This window comes from Pseudomonas palmensis, assembly GCF_049942755.1.
In the GTDB taxonomy this organism is placed as follows: Bacteria; Pseudomonadota; Gammaproteobacteria; order Pseudomonadales; family Pseudomonadaceae; genus Aquipseudomonas; species Aquipseudomonas palmensis.
Genome location: NZ_CP187958.1, coordinates 2,454,025 through 2,476,525, shown reverse-complemented (window position 1 = coordinate 2,476,525; position 22,501 = coordinate 2,454,025). Strand labels below are relative to the sequence as shown.

Here is a 22,501-nt window from a genome sequence, read left to right as displayed (position 1 = left end):
AGGGGTCATTGGCCAGGCTGGTCCGGGCGTGTACCCAGGCCCATGGCCTGGCGGGCGAACCAGCGCTTGGCCGGGGGCAGCAGGTCCAGGCCCAGCAGGCCCAGGTTGCGCCCGGTGGCGAGCAACGGCTGGCCGCTGCCGAACAACCGCGTGACCTTGTCGGAGAAGCCCACGGTCAGGTCCTGGTCCAGGCGCTGGCGCTCGCGGTAGGCCTGCAGGGTCGCCAGGTCGCCTGGTACTTCGGGCCCGGCCAGCAGACCGTCGGCCAGCGACTGCACGTCGCGCAGCGACAGGTTGAAACCCTGCCCGGCAATCGGGTGCAGGCTGTGCGCGGCGTTGCCCAGCACCACCAGGTGCGAGCGCACCTGCTCCTGGGCCTCGACCAGCGACAGCGGGTAGAGGTGACGCGCGCCCACCTGGCGCAAGGTGCCCAGACGGTAGCCGAACACGCCTTGCAGCTCGGCCAGGAAGGCTCGTTCGTCGATCTCGGCCAGCCGTCTGGCATCCATTCCGCCACGGGTCCAGACCAGCGCGCAGCGGTTTTCCGGCAGCGGCAGCAAGGCCATCGGGCCGTCATCGGTGAAGCGTTCGAACGCCTGCCCGCAATGGGCCTCGCTCGGGGTGATGTTGGCGATCAGCGCACTCTGGTTGTACGGACGCTGGCTGACGTGGATGCCCAACTGCTCGCGCAGCCCGGAACGCCCGCCGTCGGCCAGTACCGCCAGGTCGCAGTCCACCGTGGTGTCGTCATCCAGTGTCAGGCGGTAGCCGTCGGCCAGCGGCTGCATCGCGCTGACCTGCGCCGGGCAGCGCCAAGTCACCACCTCGGCATCCAGCCCCTGCCACAGGCACTGGCCGAGCCAGGCGTTCTCGACCACGTAGCCGAGTGCCGGCACGCCTTCTTCCAGGGCGTCCAGGCGGGTGGCGCCAAAGCGGCCACGGTCGGACACCTGGATCTGGCGGATCGGTTCGGCGCGGCGGCTGATCGGCTGCCACAGGCCCAGACGCTCGTAGATCTGCCGGGTGCCGTAGGAAAGCGCCGAGGAACGTGCGTCGTAACTGGGCTGGAAGCTGTCGCCGGGGGCGAACGGCTCGATCAGCAGGATCTTCCAGCCACGCGCCCTGGCCCCGGCCTGCAGGGCCAGCGCCAGGCTGGCACCGACCAGGCCGCCACCGATGATGGCAAGGTTGACCCGGCTCATGCGGCGTGGCTGCGTGCAGCCGCCATCAATGCTTCGATTTCGGCCACCGTGCGCGGTACGCCGGAGGTCAGGATTTCACAGCCCTGCTTGGTCACCACTACGTCGTCCTCGATTCGTACGCCGATACCGCGCCACTTCTTCGCGACGCTCTGGTTGTCGGCAGCAATGTAGATGCCCGGCTCCACCGTCAGGGCCATGCCCGGCTCCAGCACGCGCCACTGGTCGGCGACCTTGTACTCGCCGACGTCGTGCACATCCAGCCCCAGCCAGTGACCGGCGCGGTGCATGTAGAAGGCCCGATGGGCCTCGGCCTCGATCAGCGCCGGCACGTCGCCCTTGAGCAGCCCCAGCTCCACCAGCCCTTCGGTGATCACCTGCACGGTGGCCTCGTGGGCATGGTTCCAGTGCTTGCCCGGTGCAATCGCGGCAAAGGCTGCAGCCTGGGCCTTGAGCACCAGCTCGTAGATCGCTTTCTGCTCCGGCGAGAAGCGCCCGCTGACCGGGAAGGTGCGGGTGATGTCGCTGGCGTAGCAGTCGATCTCGCACCCGGCGTCGATCAGGACCAGGTCGCCGTCCTTGAGCAGGGCGTCGTTCTGCTGGTAATGCAGGATGCAGGCGTTGCGACCCGATGCCACGATCGAGCCGTAGGCCGGCATCTTCGCCCCGCCCTTGCGGAACTCGTAGTCCAGCTCGGCCTCCAGGCTGTATTCGTGCAACCCGGCGCGGCAGGCCTGCATGGCCCGCACGTGAGCGCGTGCCGAAATCGCCGCGGCCTCGCGCATCACCTTCACTTCCGTGGCCGATTTATACAGGCGCATGTCGTGCAGCAGATGATCCAGCGCAACGAACTCGTTCGGTGGCTGGGCGCCGAGGTTGGCCTTGGAGCGGATCACGTTGATCCACTCCATCAGGTGGCGGTCGAATTCGGGGTGGCTGCCCATGGCCGAGTACACCCGGTCGCGGCCTTCGATCAGGCCCGGCAGGATGTCGTCGATGTCGGTGATGGGGAACGCATCGTCCGCGCCGTATTCGCGTATCGCGCCTTCCTGCCCAGCGCGCAGGCCGTCCCACAGCTCGCGCTCGGGGTTGCGCTCGCGGCAGAACAGCACGTACTCACCGTGCTCGCGGCCGGGGATCAGCGCAATCACCGCCTCGGGCTCCGGGAAGCCGCTGAGGTACTGGAAGTCGCTGTCCTGGCGGTACACATGCTCCACGTCGCGGTTGCGAATGGCCACCGCGGCCGCGGGCAGGATGGCGATGCTGTTGGGTTCCATCTGCGCCATCAGCGCCTTGCGACGACGGGCATACTCCGCTTTGGGGATATGGGCTATTGGCACGAGGAACCCCTGTTCGGCATTTAGTGCAAGGAAGGCTTGGGCGCAGGCGCCTGTGGCTTGGCCAGCTCGGAGAACAGCAGCATCGGTGCGACGCGCAGGTACTCCATCACTTCCATATAGTCGCTTTCGCCGTCTTCGGATTCTTCCAGTGCATCCTGGACCTGGGAAATGGCATCCAGGTCACCCAGCACTTCCTTGGCTTCGGCACTCAGGCTCAGGCCTGCCGAGTTGAGGCCGAAGCCGTACAGGAAGCCTTTGCACCACTCGCCCAGAGCGATGGCACGCTCGGTCAGCGGGGCGTCGTCGGTGGGCAGCAACAGCACGACGGTGACTTCTTCACCGGTGAGTTCGCCCTTGACCATCTCCTGCAGGCCGATCAAAGCGTTACGAACATTGTCTACAGGATCGACTTCCAGCAGGTGGGCCGCATCGGCCAACCAGCCGTCGGCATCGAAGCCGGCGCCGGCGCAGCTGCGCCCGAGCAACAAGCCGTGAAGCTCGGCAGGCGAAACAGGGTGACCGTTGCTGGTGAGCAAGGTGGCAAAAGCGGTGTATGGCGAATTCGTAATGGGCATGGGCAGCTAGGCGCCAGACGGCGCAATGACTAGAATGAAGGCCTTGTATCCTAGCACCGGCAGGCGCGCCAAGACCATCGACGCCGCCAATTCGGGGCATGCCGGAACTTAATGAGCGGGTAAGACCCGTCTGACAAAAGCGAGTGGCACGTCATGCCAGAGAACGACCTGCAAGCGCTGATGGGCCGATTCGAGCTGTTGATCGAACGTGTCGAGCAACTAAAGCGGCAAAATGCACTCCTATTAGCTCAGGAAAAATCCTGGCGCGAGGAGCGCGCCCACCTCATCGAAAAAAACGAGATCGCCCGGCGTAAGGTCGAATCGATGATTTCGCGGCTCAAGGCCCTGGAGCAAGACTCATGAGTTCAAGCAATAGCGTCACCGTTCAGATCCTCGACAAGGAGTATTCGATCATCTGCCCGCCGGAAGAGCGCAGCAACCTGGTCAGCGCAGCGCGCTACCTGGACAGCAAGATGCGCGAGATCCGCAGCAGCGGCAAGGTGATCGGCGCCGACCGTATCGCGGTGATGGCGGCGCTGAACATCACCCACGACCTGCTGCACAATCAGGAGCGCCCGCAGGCGCCCACCGGCGGTGCCACCCGTGAACAGGTGCGCGACCTGCTCGAACGTGTCGATCAGGCATTGGCCGACGACGCGGGTTCAAAACCGGCCTGAGTTTCGGGTATACTCCGACCACTCCCTGGAGTGCTTGCCAGTCGGTCATGTCCCTGAGCCGATACGCACAACCACGGGGGTTGCACGTGGGGCCGGTGTGCATGTCCGCTTGACGGAAAGCCTTAACGCCTCCTGTAATCTCCACCTTGAACTTTCGGGTTCAAGGGCTACACCGACAGCGGTTCGTCGGGGAGCCTGAATTCTCCAGCCTGCGCCCACCCAGCGGCGCACGCACACGCACTGCCACCCCTGCGTGGCAGTCGCCCCAGGGACCGCCCGTGCCATGACCGACACCGCGCCGCTTACCCGCCCCCAACTTCGTCGTCTGCTCCGTGATGCCCGCCGTGCCCTCAGCCCGGCCGAACAGCGCCGTGCCGCGCGCGGCCTGTACCGGCAACTGGCGCAGCACCCGCTGTTTCGTCGTGCCCGGCACATTGCCCTGTACCTGCCCAACGACAGCGAGATCGACCCGCGCCTGCTGCTGCGCGAAGCTCAACGTCGAGGCAAGCATACCTACCTGCCGGTGCTGCACGCCTGGCCCAGAACCCGCATGGCCTTCCAGCGCTTCGAGCACGGTGAAAAACTGCGCCCCAACCGCTTCCGCATCCCCGAACCACGCATCAATCTCACACGCCAGCGACCCACCTGGGCACTGGACCTGATCCTGCTGCCGCTGGTGGGTTTCGACGAGACGGGTGGGCGACTGGGCATGGGCGGCGGGTTCTATGACCGCAGCCTGGCGTATCAGGGGCGGCGCAAGGCCTGGAAGAAACCCCTGCTGCTGGGGCTGGCGCACGAATGCCAGAAAGTGCAACGACTGGCCCAGGCCAGTTGGGACGTGCCGCTGCAGGGCACGGTATCGGACAGGGGGTGGTACCTGGCACCCTGAACGGGCGCCGCAAGGCTCAACGCTTGACGGGGGTCGGGGCGGCCGGCATCTCGTAGGCGGCTGTTTCGAGTTTCTGTTCCCACAGGCTTTGTGCATAGCCGGTGGTGACCACACCCAGGCCAAACAGAAAAACGAGCACCCAGAGCAAATCCGGTTTGCGATTCATCGATTGCCCCCCTCAGGCAAACTCATACGATGACAGCAACGGTTTTTATTATGCCGTGCAGCAGCGTCAAGCTTAAAATGCGCGCATTCTCCGACAACCTGGTGCCACACGCAAACGTTGACGCCAACCGGCTGTCGGTTTCATGCAACAGGTTATTTCAAACTTTGTCTGGAGCGTCAACGATGGCCTACTGGCTGATGAAATCCGAGCCCGACGAGCTCTCGATCGAAGACCTCGCCCGCCTCGGCCAGGCGCGCTGGGACGGGGTGCGCAACTACCAGGCGCGCAACTTCATGCGCGCCATGGCGGTGGGCGACCTGTTCTTCTTCTACCACTCCAGCTGCCCCGAGCCCGGCATCGCCGGTATTGCCCGCATCACCACCGCCGCCTACCCCGACCCCACCGCACTGGACCCCGAGAGCCACTACTTCGACGCCAAGGCAAGCGCCGAGAAGAACCCGTGGAGCGCAGTGGACGTAGAGCATGTGGAAACCATGCGCAAGGTGCTGGGCCTTGGCTACCTCAAGCAACAGGCGGCACTGGCCGAACTGCCACTGGTACAGAAGGGCAGCCGCCTGTCGGTGATGCCGGTGACGGACGAACAATGGGCCGCGGTGCTCGCACTACGTTAATTTCGCGTAAGATGCCCACTCGTTTGATACGTATCAACCCGCCACGGTAGGCAAAACGTCAGACTCTGACGTCAAACGCAGCAGGATGCAGGTGCATGTCGATGAGCCAACACACCCCCAAACTCTTTGCCGGCGCGCTGATTGCGCTGCTGGTGGCAGCCGGCGGCCTGGGCTACTGGAAGTCCATGCACGACCGTCTGCCCGAAGGCCTGAGCATGGGCAACGGTCGCCTTGAGGCCACCGAGGTGCAGATCGCCACCAAAGTGCCGGGGCGCCTGGCCGAAGTGCTGGCCGACGAGGGCGACGTGGTGCACAAGGGCCAACTGCTGGCGCGCATCGACACCCGCACCATGGAGGCCCAGCGCAACCAGGCCGAAGCCGAAGTGCTGCGTGCCCGCGAGAACTACGCGGCCGCCCAGGCCACCGTGCAGCTGCGCCAGAGCGAACAGCTGCTGGCCAGCCAGGAACTCAAGCGCGTGCGCGAACTGTTCCAGCGCAAGTACTCCAGCCAGCAATTGCTCGACCAGCAGCAGGCCCGCTACGACACCAGCAATTCAGCCGTGGTGGCAGCGCGAGCGCAACTCGCGGCAATCAAGGCCGCCATCGGTGCCGCCGAGGCCCAGGTGGCCCAGCTCACCAGCGAAATCGACGACAGCAGCCTGCGCGCGCCCATCGATGGCGTGATCCAGCTGCGTCTGGCCGAACCGGGCGAAGTGCTCGGGGCCGGCGGGCGCGTACTGCTGCTGATCGACCCCAGCGACCAGTACATGAACCTCTATCTGCCCGCCTCCACCACCGGCAAACTGACCGTGGGCGACCAGGCACGCATCGTGCTCGATGCCCTGCCCGACCGCGCGCTGCCGGCCAAGATCAGCTTCGTGGCAGCCAAGGCGCAGTTCACCCCCAAGCAGGTGGAAACCCGTGACGAGCGCCAGAAGCTGGTGTTTCGCGTCAAGCTGCGCCTGACCGAGCCCAGCGCGGTGCCCCAGGCCAAGCCGGGCATGCCCGGCGCCGGCTATGTGCGTAGCGCCCCCGTGGACTGGCCGGCCAACCTGCAATGACGGCCCTGGCGCTGCAGGCGCGTGGCATCAGCCACCGCTACGGCTCCCTCGAGGCCCTGCAAAACATCTGCTTTGAACTGCCGACAGGCACCCGCTGCGGCCTGATCGGCCCGGACGGTGCGGGCAAGTCGAGCCTGCTGGGGCTGATTGCCGGGGTCAAGAAGCTGCAACAGGGCGAGTTGCAGGTGCTGGACGGCTCGATCCGCCAGCGCCGCCACCGCAACAGCCTGTACCCGCGCATCGCCTTCATGCCCCAGGGCCTGGGCGGCAACCTGTACCCAGAGCTGTCGATCAGCGAGAACATCCGCTTCTTCGCCACGCTGTTCGGCCTGAGCCGTTCCGAGTGCGACACGCGCATGCACGCGCTGCTGCTGGCCACCGACCTGGAACGCTTTGCCGAGCGCCCGGCAGGCAAGCTCTCCGGGGGCATGAAGCAGAAACTCGGGCTGTGCTGCGCACTGATCCACGAGCCCGACCTGCTGATTCTCGACGAGCCCACCACCGGCGTCGACCCGCTGTCGCGCCGGCGCTTCTGGGAGCTGGTGGAGCAGGTGCGCGGCGAGCGTCCGCAACTGACCCTGCTGGTGGCCACCGCCTACATGGAAGAGGCCGAACAGTTCGAGCACTGTCTGATGCTCGACCGTGGTCGCCTGATCGCCCAGGGGCTGAGCCGCGAGCTGGCCGGCGCCACCGCCAGCGGCAAGCTGGACGACGCCTTCACCTGCTACCAGAGCCAGCAGCAGGATGACCGCAGCCGCACCCAGGCGCCGCTGGTGATCCCGCCACGCCCGGCCGACGACGGCGACATCGCCATCGAGGCCCATGAACTGACCCTGCGCTTCGGCGACTTCACCGCAGTGAACAAGGTCAGCTTCGCCATCGGCCGTGGCGAGATCTTCGGTTTCCTGGGCTCCAACGGCTGTGGCAAGACCACCACCATGAAGGTGCTCACCGGCCTGATGCCGGCCAGCGAAGGCAGCGCCACCCTGCTCGGCCGCCCGGTCGACGCCAAGGACCTGGCCACGCGCAAGCGCGTAGGCTTCATGTCTCAGAGCTTTTCGCTGTATGGCGAACTGAGCGTGCGTCAGAACCTCGAGCTGCACGCACGCCTGTTCGACCTGAACAAGGCCGACAGCACCCCGCGCATCGCCGAACTGATCGAGCGCTTCGACCTGGGCGACATTGCCGACCAGCAGTCCGGCGCCCTGCCGCTGGGCCTGCGCCAGCGCCTGTCGCTGGCCGTGGCGGTGCTGCACCGGCCTGAAGTGCTGATCCTCGACGAACCCACCTCCGGCGTCGACCCGGCCGCACGCGACGACTTCTGGCGCCTGCTGATCGAGCTGTCCCGCGAGCAGGGCGTGACCATCTTCCTGTCCACCCACTTCATGAACGAGGCGCTGCGCTGCGATCGCATCTCGCTGATGCATGCCGGCCGTGTGCTGGCCTGCGATACCCCGGCCGCGCTGCAACAGCAGTTCGGCGGCCAGACCCTGGAAGACGCCTTCGTCACCTGCCTGGAACAGGCGCAGAACAGCAGCCCGGCGCCGACCGAGGCCCAACCGGTGAGCACCACCGCCGAAGCCGCCAGCCCGCCGCCCCGCAGCGGCTTCAGCTTCGTGCGGCTGTTCGCGGTAGCCACCCGCGAAGGCAAGGAGCTGCTGCGCGACAAGGTGCGCCTGGCCTTCGCCCTGCTCGGTGCGCTGTTCATGATGGTGATCTTCGGCTATGGCATTTCGCTGGACGTGGAGAACCTGGCATTCGCGGTCTACGACCAGGACCAGAGCCCGCAAAGCCGTCTGTACCTGGAAGCGTTTCGCGGCTCGCGCTACTTCGCCGAGCAGGCGCCGATCCGCGACGCCGCGCAACTGCACAAGCGCCTGCAACGCTCGGAAATCAAGCTGGCGCTGGAGATCCCCCCCGGCTTTGGCCGCGACCTGAATGCCGGGCGCCAGCCGGTGGTGGCGGCCTGGCTCGATGGCGGCATGCCGTTTCGCGCCGAAACCAGCCGCAACTATGTGGAGGCCGTGCACCAGGCCAACCTCGAACAGCTCGCCGCGCTGAGCAGCCGCGCACAGCCAGGCCTGGCAGCGGTAAAGCTTGAAACCCGCTTTCGCTACAACCAGGACGTGATCAGCGTGAACGCCATCGGCCCCGGGGTGATGGCGCTGATCCTGGCATTCATTCCCGCGATGCTCACGGCACTGGGCATCGTGCGTGAAAAAGAGCTGGGCTCGATCACCAACTTCTACGCCACGCCGCTCACGCGCCTGGAGTTCCTGCTCGGCAAGCAGGCCCCGTACCTGCTGGTGAGCCTGGTCAACCTGGCGTTGCTGGTGGCGATGAACCGCTGGCTGTTCGGCGTGCCCTTCAAGGGCAGCGCGCTGGCCCTGGCCTGCGGCGGGGTGCTGTACCTGCTGGCCACCACCAGCCTGGGGCTGCTGATCTCGGCATTCACCCGCACCCAGATCGCGGCGATCCTGGGCACCATGATCATCACCAGCCTGCCGACCATCCAGTTCTCCGGGCTGATCGTGCCGCGCTCTTCTCTCGATGGCGCGGCAGCACTGATGGGCCAGCTGTTCCCGGCCGGCTACTTCCTCGACATTGCCGTCGGCACCTTCACCAAGGCCCTGGACCTGCGCGAACTATGGCCGCAGTGCCTGGCCCTGTTCGGGTTCTTCGCCGGCTTCACCGGGCTGAGCCTGATCATGCTGAAAAAGCAGGAGGTCTGATGCAGCGCCTGGCCCATATCTACCGCCTCGGTCTCAAGGAGCTGACCAGCCTGCGCCACGACAGCGTGCTGCTGCTGTTTCTGCTGTATGCCTTCAGCGTGGCCATCTACATGCCCGCCGCCGGCTCGGTGATCGGCGTGCACAACGCCAGCGTGGCCATCGTCGACGAAGACCACAGCCTGGTCTCACGCAAGCTGGGCGAGGCGCTGCAACCGCCGGAGTTCCAGCCGGCGGTGACGCTGCCCTACGACCAGCTCGACCAGGCCATGGACAGCGGCCAGTACACCTTCGTGATCAATATCCCGGTGAACTTCCAGAGCGACCTGCTGGCCGGGCGCACCCCGGAACTGCAGGTGAACGTCGACGCCACCGCCATGAGCCAGGCGTTCATGGGCGCCGGCTACATCGGGCGGATCTTCGAACGCGAGCTGCTCGACTACGCCAAGCAGGCCGTGCAGAGCCCGGCGCTGCTGAGCCCACGGGCGCTGTTCAACCCCAACCTGGAGGGCGGCTGGTTTCTGGCAGTGATCCAGATCGTCAACAACATCACCATCCTGGCCATCGTGCTGACCGGCACTGCGCTGCTGCGCGAACGCGAGCATGGCACCCTCGACCACCTGCTGGTACTGCCACTGACGGCACTGGAAATCATGCTGGCCAAGATCGGCAGCAACGCGCTGGTGGTGGTGCTGTGCACCTGGGTGTCGCTGGAGGTGGTGGTCAAGGGGGCATTGGGAGTGCCGCTGGCCGGCTCCATGGGGTTGTTCCTGGGCGTGACCGCGCTGTACCTGTTCGCCAGCACCGCGCTGGGGATCTTCCTCGCCACACTGGCGCGCTCGACCCCGCAGTTCGGCTTGCTGGCGATCCCGGTGATCATCCCGATGCTGTTGCTGTCGGGCGGCAGCACGCCGCTGGACAGCATGCCGCAATGGCTGCAGTGGGTGATGCAACTGTCACCCTCCACCCACTTCGTCAGCCTGGGTGCCGCGATCCTGTTCCGCGACGCCGACGCATCGGTGGTGTGGCCGGACCTGCTGGCGCTGGCGGCGATCGGCCTGGCGTTCTTTGCGATCGCCCTGGCACGCTTTCGCCGCAGCCTGGCTTCGTGACTACTGCACGATCAGGTTGTTGAACAGCAGGTCGGCCACCACCGGCCGGCCTTCTTCGCCGTTGAGCACCTGCTGCACCTGCTTGAGGGCTTCCTGGCGAAGGTGTTCCTTGGCCTCGACGTTGCTCATGCCGTCCAGGCTCTGCTGGGTGAACAGGGCCACCAGCTGGTTGCGGATCAGCGGTTCGTGGTGCTTGACCGCGGCCGCATCCACATCGTTGTCCACGCGCAACGCCACATCGGCCTTGTACACGCGCAGCTTGGGGCCGCCATCAAGGGCATAGTTGCCCACCAGTGGCGGGGTCAGGGAGATGTACGACACCTTCGGCGCGCCCTCTCCGTCCTTGGCTTCTTCGGCCATGGCCGCCGCTGGCAGCATCAGGGCCAGTACCATCAAGATCCACGCTTTCACCAATTCGCTCCTCAAACAGTTGGCGCCAGCATACCCAGCGCCTTCGCCAAACCCAAGCCCGGGCTTATGCCGGCTTATCAGGCCGGGGCATGCTCGTTGACCCGACACCCTGCCCACCTACACTTATCGGCCACCACCCGCAAAGGAATAGCCCTGATGAAAGCCGTGTTGTGCAAAGCCCATGGTCCGGCCAGCGACCTGGTCCTCGAAGAGGTCGCCAGCCCAGTGCCCAAACGCAATGAAGTGCTGGTGCAGGTGCATGCGGCGGGGGTCAACTTCCCCGACACCCTGATCATCCAGGGCAAGTACCAGTTCCAGCCGCCACTGCCGTTCTCGCCGGGTGGCGAAGCAGCAGGGGTAGTGCTGGAGGTGGGCGAAAAGGCCGGGCCGTTGCAGGTGGGCGACCGGGTGATGGCGCTGACCGGCTGGGGCAGCTTTGCCGAGCAGATCGCGGTGCCGGGCTACAACGTGATGCCGATCCCGGCGCACATGGACTTCGCCACGGCTGCCGCATTCGGCATGACCTACGGCACCTCGATGTACGCGCTCACCCAGCGCGGGCATCTGCAAGCCGGGGAAACCCTGCTGGTGCTGGGCGCGTCGGGCGGTGTCGGGCTGGCGGCGGTGGAGATCGGCAAGGCCCTGGGCGCGCGGGTGATCGCAGCGGCCAGCAGCGCCGACAAGCTGGCCGTGGCCAAGGCTGCCGGTGCCGACGAGCTGATCAACTACAGCGAAAGCGGCCTCAAGGACGAGATCAAGCGCCTGACCGGTGGCCAGGGCGTGGACGTGGTTTTCGACCCGGTGGGCGGCGAGCTGTTCGAGCAGGCGGTGCGCGGGCTGGCGTGGAACGGACGGATGCTGGTGGTGGGGTTCGCCAGCGGGCAGATCCCGCAGTTGGCGGTGAACCTGACGCTGCTCAAGGGCGCGGCGGTGCTGGGGGTGTTCTGGGGTGCGTTCGCGCAGCGCCAGCCGGCGGATAACGCCGCGAACTTCAAGCAGCTGTTTGCGTGGCATGCCGAGGGCAAGCTGAAACCACTGGTGTCGCAGACCTACCCACTGGCCGATGCCGGGGCTGCAATCGAGCAGTTGGCGGGGCGCAAGGCGGTGGGCAAGCTGGTGGTGTCTGTGCGATAGCCAAGCCCGCTCCCGCACTGCCCTGTGGGAGCGGACTTGACCCGCGATAGAGGCGTGAACGTCAGCTCATGTCCCAGGCCAGCAGCACCTGCTTGCACCCACGGCACACGAACTTGTAGAACCCGGTATCCCCGCCCGGCGCATACCCCACCGCGGCCCACGACCAGTCCTCCACGGTCATGCCGTTGTACTCGGCCCAGTGCTCCCGGGTCGCCGGCGTGGCCTCACTGATGTCCTCGGCGCTGGCGTCCCCGTGGAACTCGCAGGCGTCACCGCAATGGTGCATCCACTGGCTGTCCTGCCATGTGGGATAGCCCGGCGTGCGGTAGGCGATCTCGTCGAGCACCTCAGGCTTTATGCCCGCCTCCCCCATCGCATACACATCATGGAAACTGCCGTCGTAGCGCCTGGCCGCCGAACCATCGGCGATGCACCACGGGCAGATATCGCCCTCGAGTGTCTGCGCGGTGTACAGCGTGCCGTCATACAGGTAACCACGCGCCTGCCCGCAGCACACGCAAGCCTCGCTGCTGGCCACGATGTAATGAACCTTGCCGGGGTAATAGGTAAAGACCGGAAGTGGTGTTGTCATGGCATTCCTTCTCACAGCTGCTTGAGCGCAAGGTCACGCAGTTGCTGCGGCCAGGCGTCGATGAACATCAGGTCGGGCTGCCCGGCGCAGCGCCGCTCGATAGACGGCAGCGCTGCCTCGAACGCCTGCTGCGCCTGCTTGAACTGCAGCAGGGTGGGCGATGCGGGTGACGTCCTGGCCAGCAAGCCGATGGACGTGGCCACGCTGTCCATCTGCCACAGCGGCTGATGCGAGCGGATCTGACGGTAGGTGGTCAGGTAATAGTTGAACAGCTTGCACTGCAGCTGCGGCAACGCGGCCTGGGCATCCAGGGTCATCGCCATGGACTGCTCATCCATGCGAAAGAGCAGGCTCTGCACCACATCGGTTTTCACCGGCTCGCCCGCGGCCACCGTCCAGGGTTCGAACCGCACCTTTGCGATGGCCGCTTCTGCAGACGCACTGAACAACGCATGATCACTGTGCTTGACGGTTACATGGCTGACCGAGCCATCGCGCGAATCGACCTGGTAGCCGATGCGCACGGCGCCCTCCAGGCCCACCAGCCTCATGGCCCTCGGGTACACCGGGGCCGGGGGCTGCGCGAACGTGGGCACATGCTCGGCCTGCACGGCGCAGCACCAGCACAACAGTATTCCAAGCCAGCGTTTCATCCCTGATTCCCAACACGTCCATTGATAAGGGGCGCGATGGTACCGCAGGCTTCACGCCTTGTCCGCCGAATGACAACGCTTGAAGCGTGCCTCCAGGTTGCGGTCGGGCATGGCATGGGTGCGCAGCGCCGAAAGGGTCTGCTCGACATAGTCGCGGGTGGTGCCGTAGCGACCCTTGGCGCTGGCCAGGATATGGCTGAGCAAGGTGTCGGGCAGGTTGCCGGCATAGCACGGCAAGTGCCGCTCCAGCACGAAGCCCAGTGCCTGCACCTTGCTGCCGTCCTCGAGGCGGCAGTTGAGCCAGTGCGGACGGTACGCCGGGTACGGCATCTCGCGCTGCCACAGCGCCAGCAATGAATCCTCCAGGCGCTCTTCGGGCAGCCGATAGGCAAAGCCGCTGCACGAGCCACCACGGTCCAGACCGAACACCAGCCCCGGGCACTCCGGAGTGCCGCGGTGCTCGTGGGACCACAGGTACAGGCCGCGATGATAGCCATGCACGCGTGCGCGCCGGCGCTCGGCCGCGCTGCATTCCGGTCGCCAGATCAGCGAGCCATAGGCAAACAGCCAGACCGGGCCGCCCTGATGGCGGGACATGGTGTGATCAACCGATTGTCGAAGTTGCTCGTGGGTCAGTTGCTGACCGAAGTCGAGCACCGGAGGGTACGCCAAACTCGAGGGTGCAGTTTCAATTGCCGACATGATCGCCGCCAGAATTCCTCGTGAACTACTGAAGTGGCCCACTGTAAAGTCATTGCACTAACAATACATCGACCGTACGGCAGATGGCCGCTCGAATACAAGCCCCCGTTGCAAACAAAGCCCCCAGCACCGGGGCTTTCAGGCCTGCTGTTTCAAGTGTAGTAATAGTTTTTGGCGGTGCTTGCAATAATTAACGCGACCAGCACTTATAACCAACGAGGCACAATCGGGTTATTTGAATCGGCGCGTTATTGCAACGCGCCGTTATTACCTAAGTTAGCCGCGCGGGGCATAAGCGAATACATCGGCGCGCATCTGGTGTGCGTCCATGCCAGCGTCCACCAGGGCATCGAGGGTGGCGTAGATCATGGTGGGCGAGCCACTGGCATACACGTGCACGCCCGCAAGGTCGGCAATGTCTTCGCACACGGCCTCGTGCAGCAGTCCGCAGCGCCCCTCCCAGCCGCACAAGTCGCTCACTACCTTGTGCAGGAACAGGTTGGGCAGCGTTGCCCACTCGTCCCAGTGCTCGATCTGATAGAAGTCTTCCGGGCGGCGCACTCCCCAGTACAGGTGCACCGGGTGCTTGAAGCCGCTGGCCCGGCAATGTTCGATCAGGCTGTGCATCTGCGCCATGCCGGTACCGGCAGCAATCAGTACCAGCGGCCCGTCCGGCAGTTCGGCCAGGTGCGTGTCGCCAAACGGCAGCTCCACCCGCGCCATGCGGTTGCGCTGCAACTGTGCGATCAGTTCCAGTGCACTGCTCTCGCGGGCCAGCACGTGCAGCTCCAGGTCACGCCCGCTGTGTGGCGCCGAGGCCAGCGAGAACGCGGCCTTGTCGCCAGCTTCGCGCTCGATCATCAGGTACTGCCCGGCGTGGTAGCGCGGCGGCTTGCCGGCCGGCGCGCGCAGACGCACGCGCCACACGTCGCCGCCCACCTCGACACATTCGCTCAACTGGCAGGCCAGCTTGCGCACCGGCAGCTCGCCCAGGGCCAACACGCCATCCCACAGCAACACGCAATCCTCCAGCGGCTCGGCGATGCAGGTGTACAGCTCGCCATGGTCCTTCACCTCGCCATCCTGGCGCACACGGCCTTCCACCAGCAGTGCCGCGCACACATGGCAATTGCCATTGCGGCAGCTCTGCGGGCAGTCATAGCCCAGACGACGGGCCCCATCCAGTATGCGCTCACCAGGGTTCAGTGCCAGCACCGCCCCGGAGGGCTGCAAGGTAACCTGCATCAGTCTATTCCCAACTGTGTCCACAGCTCATCGATGCGTCGGGTGACGGCCTCGTCCTTGACGATGACACGCCCCCACTCGCGGGTGGTTTCGCCCGGCCACTTGTGGGTGGCATCCAGGCCCATCTTCGAGCCCAGGCCGGAAACCGGCGAGGCGAAGTCCAGGTAGTCGATCGGCGTGTTGTCGATCATCACGGTATCGCGCTTGGGGTCCATGCGCGTGGTGATGGCCCAGATCACGTCGTTCCAGTCCCGCGCGTTGATGTCGTCGTCGGTGACGATCACGAACTTGGTGTACATGAACTGGCGCAGGAACGACCACACCCCCAGCATCACGCGCTTGGCGTGCCCTGGGTACTGTTTTTTCATGGTGACCACCGCCATGCGGTACGAGCAGCCTTCAGGCGGCAGGTAGAAGTCGGTGATCTCGGGGAACTGCTTCTGCAGGATCGGCACGAACACTTCGTTCAGCGCCACGCCCAGAATCGCCGGCTCGTCAGGCGGACGCCCGGTGTAGGTGCTGTGATAGATCGGCTTGGTGCGGTGGGTGATGCGCTCCACGGTGAACACCGGAAAGCTGTCGACCTCGTTGTAGTAGCCGGTGTGATCGCCATACGGGCCTTCGGGCGCCATCTCGCCGGGGTGGATCACGCCTTCGAGGATGATCTCGGCGGTGGCGGGCACCTGCAGGTCATTGCCGCGGCACTTGACCAGCTCGGTACGGTTGCCGCGCAGCAGGCCGGCGAAGGCGTACTCGGACAGGCTGTCGGGCACCGGGGTCACCGCGCCGAGGATGGTCGCCGGGTCGGCGCCCAGTGCCACGGCCACCGGGAACGGCTGGCCAGGGTGCTTCTCGCACCACTCGCGGTAGTCCAGCGCGCCGCCACGGTGGCTCAACCAGCGCATGATGACCTTGTTGCGGGCGATGACCTGCTGGCGATAGATACCCAGGTTCTGGCGGTCCTTGTTCGGACCTCGGGTCACGGTCAGGCCCCAGGTGATCAGCGGCGCCACGTCGCCCGGCCAGCAGTGCTGGATCGGCAGCGCGCCAAGATCGACGTCGTCACCTTCGATCACCACGTCGTGGCAGGGCGCATCCTTGACCACCTTGGGCGCCATCGAGATGACCTTCTTGAAGATCGGCAGCTTCGACCAGGCGTCCTTCAGCCCCTTGGGCGGCTCGGGCTCCTTGAGGAAGGCCAGCAGCTTGCCGATCTCGCGCAGTTCGCTGACCGACTCGGCGCCCATGCCCATGGCCACGCGCTCCGGGGTGCCGAACAGGTTGCCCAGCACCGGGATGTCGAAACCGGTAGGGTTCTCGAACAGCAACGCCGGGCCCTTGGCACGCAGGGTGCGGTCGCAGACCTCGGTCATTTCCAGGATCGGGGAGATGGGGACCTGAATGCGCTTGAGTTCGCCGCGCTGTTCCAGGCCGCGGATAAAGTCGCGCAAATCGCGATACTGCATGCGGGAGCCTCGTGTTCGCCGTAGCGGTCGGGGTGCAAAGTGTAGCGCCGAACCCCGCCCGCCAGAATAGACAATGTACAGATAGCAAAAAGCCGGGTTTCCCCGGCTCTTGCGTACCGCCCGTGTTACTTGCGCTTCATCGACAGGAAGAACTCGTCGTTGGTCTTGGTCTGCTTGAGCTTGTCGACCAGGAACTCGATGGCAGCGATCTCGTCCATCGGGTGCAGCAGCTTGCGCAGGATCCACATGCGCTGCAGCTCGTCGTCGGCGGTCAGCAGCTCTTCGCGACGGGTACCCGAACGGTTGATGTTGATGGCCGGGAACACGCGCTTCTCGGCAATGCGACGGTCCAGGGGCAGTTCCATGTTGCCGGTACCCTTGAACTCTTCGTAGATCACTTCGTCCATCTTCGAGCCGGTCTCGACCAGCGCGGTGGCGATGATGGTCAGCGAACCGCCTTCCTCGATGTTACGTGCAGCACCGAAGAAACGTTTCGGCTTCTCCAGGGCGTGGGCGTCGACACCACCGGTCAGCACCTTGCCGGAGCTCGGGATCACGGTGTTGTAGGCACGGGCCAGACGAGTGATCGAGTCGAGCAGGATGACCACGTCCTTCTTGTGCTCGACCAGGCGCTTGGCCTTCTCGATGACCATCTCGGCCACTTGCACGTGACGGGTTGGCGGCTCGTCGAAGGTGGAGGCGACCACTTCGCCGCGCACGGTGCGCTGCATCTCGGTCACTTCTTCCGGGCGCTCGTCGATCAGCAGCACGATCAGGTGGCACTCGGGGTTGTTGCGGGTGATGTTGGCCGCGATGTTCTGCAGCATGATGGTCTTGCCCGCTTTCGGCGGGGCGACGATCAGGCCGCGCTGGCCCTTGCCGATCGGCGCGCACAGGTCGATGACGCGACCGGTGAGGTCTTCGGTGGAACCGTTGCCGGCTTCCATCTTCAGGCGCTTGTTCGGGAACAACGGCGTCAGGTTTTCGAAGAGGATCTTGTTCTTCGCGTTTTCCGGACGGTCGTAGTTGATGGTGTCGACCTTGAGCAGCGCGAAGTAGCGCTCGCCTTCTTTGGGCGGGCGGATCTTGCCGACGATGGTGTCACCGGTACGCAGGTTGAAGCGACGAATCTGGCTGGGCGAGACATAGATGTCATCCGGGCCGGCCAGGTACGAAGCGTCAGCCGAACGCAGGAAGCCGAAACCGTCCTGGAGAATCTCCAGCACGCCGTCACCGGAGATTTCCTCGCCGCTTTTCGCGTGCTTTTTCAACAGGGAGAAAATCACGTCCTGCTTGCGCGAACGGGCCATATTTTCTATGCCCATCTGTTCGGCCAATTCGAGCAGATCGGTAATCGGCTTTTGCTTGAGTTCAGTCAGATTCATAAGGGGAATGACGTAATCATGTAAGAAGGGGGAATTAAGCTTCTGGCTTAATGAAGCCGCGCCGCAGAGAAGGCGACAGGATCGCGTACTAATTCGAATTGAGGTGCGTCGGCGACGGCGTGCAGGGGGCACTGAAAGAAACAGTGCGAGGCCGAATGTATCACTTGCATTTTCTGGCGTCTAGTCACCAGACAGAGAAAAGCCCCGACGAATGCGGGGCTTTTTTCGACTCAGATATTGGCGTCGAGGAACGCCTGCAGCTGAGACTTGGACAATGCGCCGACCTTGGTCGCCTCGACATTGCCGTTCTTGAACAGCATCAGCGTAGGGATGCCACGCACGCCGTGCTTGGCTGGGGTTTCCTGGTTTTCGTCGATGTTCAGCTTGGCGACGGTCAGTTTGCCCTCGTAGGTAGCGGCGATGTCGTCCAGAACCGGAGCGATCATTTTGCATGGGCCGCACCATTCAGCCCAGTAGTCGACCAGCACCGGACCTTCAGCCTTGAGCACGTCGGCTTCGAAGGTGGCGTCGGTGACGTGTTTGATAAGATCGCTGCTCATGGAAGTCTCCAAGGTCGTAAGCAAAAAAACGTGGCCCATCATAGCCGCCATCGCCGTAGACAGGAAGCCACGCGCGATTGACTGTAACTATAGTTGTGCGAGACGTTGCATATCGACTGTCACACAAAAGTCATAAAAAAGACTCGCAACTGCGTCAGGTCAAGCCTTGCCACACTGCGCGTTGGCGTCGGCGGCGGATCGTGGCACGATTGCCGGGTTATCGACCGAGAACCCATCACCATGCCGCAAAACCCAGCCAAGAATCTGTCCCTGATAGCCGCCATCGACCTGGGCTCCAACAGTTTTCACATGGTCGTGGCCAAGGCCCACCACAACGACATTCGCATCCTGGAGCGGTTGGGGGAAAAGGTTCAGCTGGCCGCCGGCATCGACGAAGAGCGCCAGCTCAGCGAAGAGTCCATGCAACGCGGGCTCGACTGTCTCAAGCGCTTCGCCCAGCTGATCAACGGCATGCCTGACGGCGCGGTGCGCATCGTCGGCACCAACGCCTTGCGCGAAGCGCGCAACCGCGGCGAATTCATCCGCCGCGCCGAAGCCATTCTCGGACACCCGGTGGAGGTGATTTCCGGCCGTGAAGAAGCACGCCTGATCTACCTGGGCGTCTCCCACACCCTGGCCGACACCCCCGGCAAGCGCCTGGTGGCCGACATCGGCGGCGGCAGTACCGAATTCATCATCGGCCAGCGCTTCGAGCCCCTGCTGCGCGAAAGCCTGCAGATGGGCTGCGTTAGCTTCACCCAGCGTTACTTTCGCGACGGCAAGATCACCCCGGCGCGCTATGCCCAGGCCTACACCGCCGCGCGCCTGGAGCTGATGAGCATCGAGAATGCCCTGCACCGCCTGACCTGGGATGAAGCCATCGGCTCCTCGGGCACCATCCGCGCCATCGGCCTGGCCCTGAAGGCCGGCGGCATGGGCAACGGCGAGGTCAACGCCGAAGGTCTGGCCTGGCTCAAGCGCAAACTGTTCAAGCTGGGCGATACCGACAAGATCGATTTCGAAGGGGTCAAGCCCGACCGGCGCACCATCTTCCCGGCGGGCCTGGCGATCCTGGAGGCGATCTTCGACGCGCTGGAACTGCAACGCATGGACCACTGCGAAGGTGCCCTGCGCGAAGGCGTGCTGTACGACCTGCTGGGCCGCCACCACCACGAAGACGTGCGCGAGCGCACCCTGACCTCGCTGATGGAGCGCTACCACGTCGACCAGGGCCAGGCGGCACGGGTCGAGCGCAAGGCGCTGCATGCCTTCGACCAGGTGGCCAAGGCGTGGGATCTTGAAGACGGGATCTGGCGCGAACTGCTGGGCTGGGCGGCCAAGGTGCACGAAGTGGGCCTGGACATCGCCCACTATCATTACCACAAGCACGGCGCCTACCTGATCGAGCACTCCGACCTGGCCGGCTTCTCCCGTGAAGACCAGCAGATGCTGGCACTGCTGGTGCGCGGGCACCGGCGCAACATCCCCAAGGACAAGTTCGCCGAATTCGGCGACGACGGCGTGAAGCTGATTCGTCTGTGCGTGCTGCTGCGCTTCGCGATCCTGTTCCACCACATCCGCGGCACCCAGCAGATGCCGACGGTCAAGCTGCATGCCGCCGGTCAGAGCCTGGATGTGGAGTTCCCGGCCGGCTGGCTGGAACAGAACCAGCTGACCCAGGCCGATTTCGGCCTGGAAGCCGAATGGCTGGCCCGGGTCGGCTTTACCCTCAGCGTACGATAAGCACCGGGTTGCTCAGGCGCTCAAGCAGAGTGGCCTGGGCACTGCGCGGGTTCTGGTTGCCGGTCGGCGTGCTGCGCACATAGCGGCCGTCCGACTGCAGCAGCCACGCGTGGGTGTTGTCGGTCAGGTACCCCTCCAGCTCCTTCTTCACCCGCAGGATCAGCTTCTTGCCCTCCACCGGGAAGCAGGTCTCGACACGCTTGTCGAGGTTGCGCTCCATCCAGTCGGCACTGGAAAGGAACATCTGCTCTTCCCCGCCATTGAGGAAGTAGAACGCCCGGGTGTGTTCCAGGAAACGCCCGATGATCGAGCGCACGTGGATGTTGTGCGAAACGCCCGGAATGCCCGGACGCAGGCAGCACATGCCACGCACCACCAGGTCGATGCGCACGCCCGACTGGCTGGCCTTGTACAACGCCTTGATGATCTTGGGGTCGGTCAGCGAGTTGAACTTGGCGATGATGTGCGCCGGCTTGCCTTCCAGGGCGAACTGGGTCTCGCGCGCGATCATGTCGAGCATGCCCTTCTTGAGGGTGAACGGCGCGTGCAGCAGCTTCTTCATGCGCAGGGTCTTGCCCATGCCGATCAGCTGGCTGAACAGCTTGCCGACGTCCTCGCACAAGGCGTCGTCGGAGGTCAGCAGGCTGTAGTCGGTGTACAGGCGGGCGTTGCCGGCGTGGTAGTTGCCGGTACCCAGGTGCGCATAACGCACGATCTCGCCGGCCTCGCGCCGCAGAATCAGCATCATCTTGGCGTGGGTCTTGAACCCGACCACGCCATAGATCACCACCGCACCCGCCGCTTGCAGGCGGCTGGCCATCTGCAGGTTGGACTCTTCGTCGAAACGCGCGCGCAGTTCGATCACTGCGGTGACCTCCTTGCCGTTACGCGCCGCATCCACCAGCGCGTCGACGATCTCGGAGTTGGCGCCGCTGCGGTACAGGGTCTGGCGCACGGCCAGCACGTGCGGGTCTTTCGCCGCCTGACGCAGCAGGTCGACCACCGGGGTGAACGACTCGAAGGGGTGCATCAGCAGGATGTCCTGCTTGCTGATGACACTGAAAATGTTCTCGCTGTTCTGCAACAGCTTGGGAATTGCCGGGGTGAACGGGGTGTACTGCAGCTCCGGGTGGCTGTCCAGGCTGGTGATGCTGAACAGGCGCGTGAGGTTGACCGGGCCATTGACCTGATACACCTCGTGCTCGCTCAGGCTGAACTGCTTGAGCAGGTAATCGGACAGGTGCTTGGGACAGGTATCGGCCACTTCCAGGCGCACCGCATCGCCATAGCGACGCGAGAACAGCTCGCCACGCAGGGCACGGGCCAGGTCTTCGACGTCCTCGGAGTCCAGCGCCAGGTCGGCGTTGCGGGTCAGACGGAACTGGTAGCAGCCCTTGACCTTCATGCCCTGGAACAGGTCGTCGGCGTGCGCATGGATCATCGACGACAGGAACACGTAGTTGTCGCCGGGGCCACCGACGTCTTCCGGCACCTTGATCACCCGCGGCAGCAGACGCGGCGCCGGAATGATCGCCAGGCCCGAATCACGGCCGAACGCATCGATGCCTTCGAGCTCGACGATGAAGTTCAGGCTCTTGTTCACCAGCAGCGGGAACGGGTGGGTCGGGTCCAGGCCGATCGGGGTAATGATCGGTGCGATCTCGTCGCGGAAGTAGCGGCGCACCCAGGTCTTGAGCTTGGTGGTCCAGTGACGCCGGCGGATGAAGCGAATCTGGTGCTTTTCCAGCTCCGGCAGCAGCACGTCGTTGAGGATCGCGTACTGGCGGTCCACTTCGCTGTGCACCAGCTCGCTGATGCGCGCCAGCGCCTGGTGCGGCTGCAGGCCGTCGGCGCCGGCCTGCTCGCGAGCGAAGGTGATCTGCTTCTTCAGGCCCGCCACACGAATTTCGAAGAACTCATCCAGGTTGCTGGAAAAGATCAGCAGGAACTTCAGTCGCTCCAGCAGCGGGTAGGACTCGTCCAGCGCCTGCTCCAGCACGCGGATGTTGAACTGCAGCTGGGACAATTCGCGATGGATGTACAGGCTGCTGTCGTCCAGGCCCGGCACGGCAATCGCCGGCACCGCCGGGGCCGGAGCCACCACGGGCGCCTCGGCTTCGACCACCGGCGCGGGCTCGAGGTCCGGCGGGGTTTCGACCAGTTGCTCGGGCACCGGCTGGGCATCCTTCACTTCGACTTCGGTAAGTGCTTCGTTATTCATCTAGCGTTC

General features: G+C 64.7%; 22 protein-coding genes and 1 other RNA gene. 10 read left to right on the top strand and 13 right to left on the bottom strand.

The annotated features are described in order from the left end of the window. Positions 1-5: 5 nt before the first annotated feature. Genes ubiH through ACPRTJ_RS11380 form a run of 3 tightly spaced genes read right to left on the bottom strand, consistent with a single transcriptional unit; the run spans position 6 to position 3,114 of the window. A complete protein-coding gene (gene ubiH, locus ACPRTJ_RS11390; protein WP_426428859.1) occupies positions 6-1,202 on the bottom strand; it encodes a 2-octaprenyl-6-methoxyphenyl hydroxylase in 1,197 nt (398 codons plus the stop codon). Further along, the gene (pepP, locus tag ACPRTJ_RS11385; RefSeq protein ID WP_043863469.1) at positions 1,199-2,533 is read right to left on the bottom strand and encodes a Xaa-Pro aminopeptidase; all 1,335 of its coding nucleotides are present in this window, start codon (positions 2,531-2,533) and stop codon (positions 1,199-1,201) included. The genes ubiH and pepP overlap by 4 nt, the downstream gene beginning before the upstream one ends. A 26-nt stretch (positions 2,534-2,559) precedes the next feature. Beyond that, on the bottom strand, positions 2,560-3,114 hold the full coding sequence (locus ACPRTJ_RS11380; RefSeq protein WP_043863406.1) for a YecA family protein: 555 nt from the start codon (positions 3,112-3,114) through the stop codon (positions 2,560-2,562). A 153-nt stretch (positions 3,115-3,267) separates the two neighbouring features. Here ACPRTJ_RS11380 and ACPRTJ_RS11375 point away from each other — a divergent pair, with 153 nt between their 5' ends. The 4 genes from ACPRTJ_RS11375 (at position 3,268) to ACPRTJ_RS11360 (ending at position 4,680) form a co-directional block, all read left to right on the top strand. After that, the gene (locus ACPRTJ_RS11375) at positions 3,268-3,477 is read left to right on the top strand and encodes a TIGR02449 family protein (RefSeq protein WP_043863405.1); all 210 of its coding nucleotides are present in this window, start codon (positions 3,268-3,270) and stop codon (positions 3,475-3,477) included. Further along, positions 3,474-3,791, top strand: a complete 318-nt coding sequence (locus ACPRTJ_RS11370; RefSeq protein WP_043863404.1) for a cell division protein ZapA — start codon at positions 3,474-3,476, stop codon at positions 3,789-3,791. The genes ACPRTJ_RS11375 and ACPRTJ_RS11370 overlap by 4 nt, the downstream gene beginning before the upstream one ends. Before the next feature lie 19 nt (positions 3,792-3,810). After that, positions 3,811-3,988, top strand: a non-coding RNA gene (ssrS, locus tag ACPRTJ_RS11365) — 6S RNA. 86 nt (positions 3,989-4,074) lie between these two features. Continuing rightward, on the top strand, positions 4,075-4,680 hold the full coding sequence (locus tag ACPRTJ_RS11360; protein WP_043863403.1) for a 5-formyltetrahydrofolate cyclo-ligase: 606 nt from the start codon (positions 4,075-4,077) through the stop codon (positions 4,678-4,680). 16 nt (positions 4,681-4,696) lie between these two features. Here the strand turns inward: ACPRTJ_RS11360 and ACPRTJ_RS11355 are convergent, their stop codons facing one another. Next, positions 4,697-4,846, bottom strand: a complete 150-nt coding sequence (locus ACPRTJ_RS11355) for a hypothetical protein (protein ID WP_167400226.1) — start codon at positions 4,844-4,846, stop codon at positions 4,697-4,699. Positions 4,847-5,028: 182 nt separating this feature from the next. Here ACPRTJ_RS11355 and ACPRTJ_RS11350 point away from each other — a divergent pair, with 182 nt between their 5' ends. The 4 genes from ACPRTJ_RS11350 to ACPRTJ_RS11335 all read left to right on the top strand — a co-directional run bounded on the left by ACPRTJ_RS11350 (position 5,029) and on the right by ACPRTJ_RS11335 (position 10,380). After that, positions 5,029-5,478 (top strand): EVE domain-containing protein, encoded by a 450-nt coding sequence (locus ACPRTJ_RS11350; protein WP_088514621.1) that lies wholly within the window; start codon positions 5,029-5,031, stop codon positions 5,476-5,478. A gap of 95 nt (positions 5,479-5,573) precedes the next feature. Then, the gene (locus ACPRTJ_RS11345; protein ID WP_043863401.1) at positions 5,574-6,539 is read left to right on the top strand and encodes an HlyD family secretion protein; all 966 of its coding nucleotides are present in this window, start codon (positions 5,574-5,576) and stop codon (positions 6,537-6,539) included. Beyond that, positions 6,536-9,271, top strand: coding sequence for a ribosome-associated ATPase/putative transporter RbbA (rbbA, locus tag ACPRTJ_RS11340; RefSeq protein WP_426428855.1), 2,736 nt, complete (start codon positions 6,536-6,538; stop codon positions 9,269-9,271). The genes ACPRTJ_RS11345 and rbbA overlap by 4 nt, the downstream gene beginning before the upstream one ends. Then, positions 9,271-10,380, top strand: a complete 1,110-nt coding sequence (locus ACPRTJ_RS11335; RefSeq protein ID WP_043863399.1) for an ABC transporter permease — start codon at positions 9,271-9,273, stop codon at positions 10,378-10,380. The genes rbbA and ACPRTJ_RS11335 overlap by 1 nt, the downstream gene beginning before the upstream one ends. On the opposite strand, the gene ACPRTJ_RS11330 is transcribed toward ACPRTJ_RS11335, so the two are convergent. Then, positions 10,381-10,791: a flagellar basal body-associated protein FliL gene (locus ACPRTJ_RS11330; protein ID WP_054915500.1), complete on the bottom strand. Its 411-nt coding sequence runs from the start codon at positions 10,789-10,791 to the stop codon at positions 10,381-10,383. Between the two features lie 156 nt (positions 10,792-10,947). Here ACPRTJ_RS11330 and ACPRTJ_RS11325 point away from each other — a divergent pair, with 156 nt between their 5' ends. Then, positions 10,948-11,925, top strand: a complete 978-nt coding sequence (locus ACPRTJ_RS11325; RefSeq protein ID WP_043863397.1) for an NADPH:quinone oxidoreductase family protein — start codon at positions 10,948-10,950, stop codon at positions 11,923-11,925. Between the two features lie 61 nt (positions 11,926-11,986). On the opposite strand, the gene ACPRTJ_RS11320 is transcribed toward ACPRTJ_RS11325, so the two are convergent. The 7 genes from ACPRTJ_RS11320 to trxA all read right to left on the bottom strand — a co-directional run bounded on the left by ACPRTJ_RS11320 (position 11,987) and on the right by trxA (position 18,528). Continuing rightward, positions 11,987-12,517: a CbrC family protein gene (locus tag ACPRTJ_RS11320; RefSeq protein WP_054915498.1), complete on the bottom strand. Its 531-nt coding sequence runs from the start codon at positions 12,515-12,517 to the stop codon at positions 11,987-11,989. A gap of 11 nt (positions 12,518-12,528) precedes the next feature. Beyond that, positions 12,529-13,170 carry an energy transducer TonB gene (locus ACPRTJ_RS11315; protein ID WP_081315193.1) on the bottom strand — a complete coding sequence of 214 codons (642 nt, stop codon included), beginning with the start codon at positions 13,168-13,170 and terminating at the stop codon, positions 12,529-12,531. A 51-nt stretch (positions 13,171-13,221) separates the two neighbouring features. Next, on the bottom strand, positions 13,222-13,872 hold the full coding sequence (locus tag ACPRTJ_RS11310; RefSeq protein WP_043863394.1) for a gamma-glutamylcyclotransferase: 651 nt from the start codon (positions 13,870-13,872) through the stop codon (positions 13,222-13,224). Positions 13,873-14,148: 276 nt separating this feature from the next. Further along, positions 14,149-15,117 (bottom strand): CDP-6-deoxy-delta-3,4-glucoseen reductase, encoded by a 969-nt coding sequence (locus ACPRTJ_RS11305; RefSeq protein ID WP_043863393.1) that lies wholly within the window; start codon positions 15,115-15,117, stop codon positions 14,149-14,151. Next, a complete protein-coding gene (gene ubiD, locus ACPRTJ_RS11300; RefSeq protein WP_043863392.1) occupies positions 15,117-16,583 on the bottom strand; it encodes a 4-hydroxy-3-polyprenylbenzoate decarboxylase in 1,467 nt (488 codons plus the stop codon). Before ubiD ends, ACPRTJ_RS11305 begins: the two co-directional genes overlap by 1 nt. Positions 16,584-16,708: 125 nt before the next feature. Next, positions 16,709-17,968 carry a transcription termination factor Rho gene (gene rho / locus ACPRTJ_RS11295; protein WP_043863391.1) on the bottom strand — a complete coding sequence of 420 codons (1,260 nt, stop codon included), beginning with the start codon at positions 17,966-17,968 and terminating at the stop codon, positions 16,709-16,711. A gap of 230 nt (positions 17,969-18,198) precedes the next feature. After that, positions 18,199-18,528, bottom strand: coding sequence for a thioredoxin TrxA (trxA, locus tag ACPRTJ_RS11290; protein WP_043863390.1), 330 nt, complete (start codon positions 18,526-18,528; stop codon positions 18,199-18,201). Between the two features lie 240 nt (positions 18,529-18,768). On the opposite strand from trxA, the gene ppx reads away from it, so the two are divergent. Then, positions 18,769-20,271 carry an exopolyphosphatase gene (gene ppx, locus ACPRTJ_RS11285; RefSeq protein ID WP_043863389.1) on the top strand — a complete coding sequence of 501 codons (1,503 nt, stop codon included), beginning with the start codon at positions 18,769-18,771 and terminating at the stop codon, positions 20,269-20,271. Here the strand turns inward: ppx and ppk1 are convergent. Further along, on the bottom strand, positions 20,258-22,492 hold the full coding sequence (ppk1, locus tag ACPRTJ_RS11280; RefSeq protein WP_043863388.1) for a polyphosphate kinase 1: 2,235 nt from the start codon (positions 22,490-22,492) through the stop codon (positions 20,258-20,260). The genes ppx and ppk1 overlap by 14 nt on opposite strands. Between the last annotated feature and the right edge of the window lie 9 nt (positions 22,493-22,501).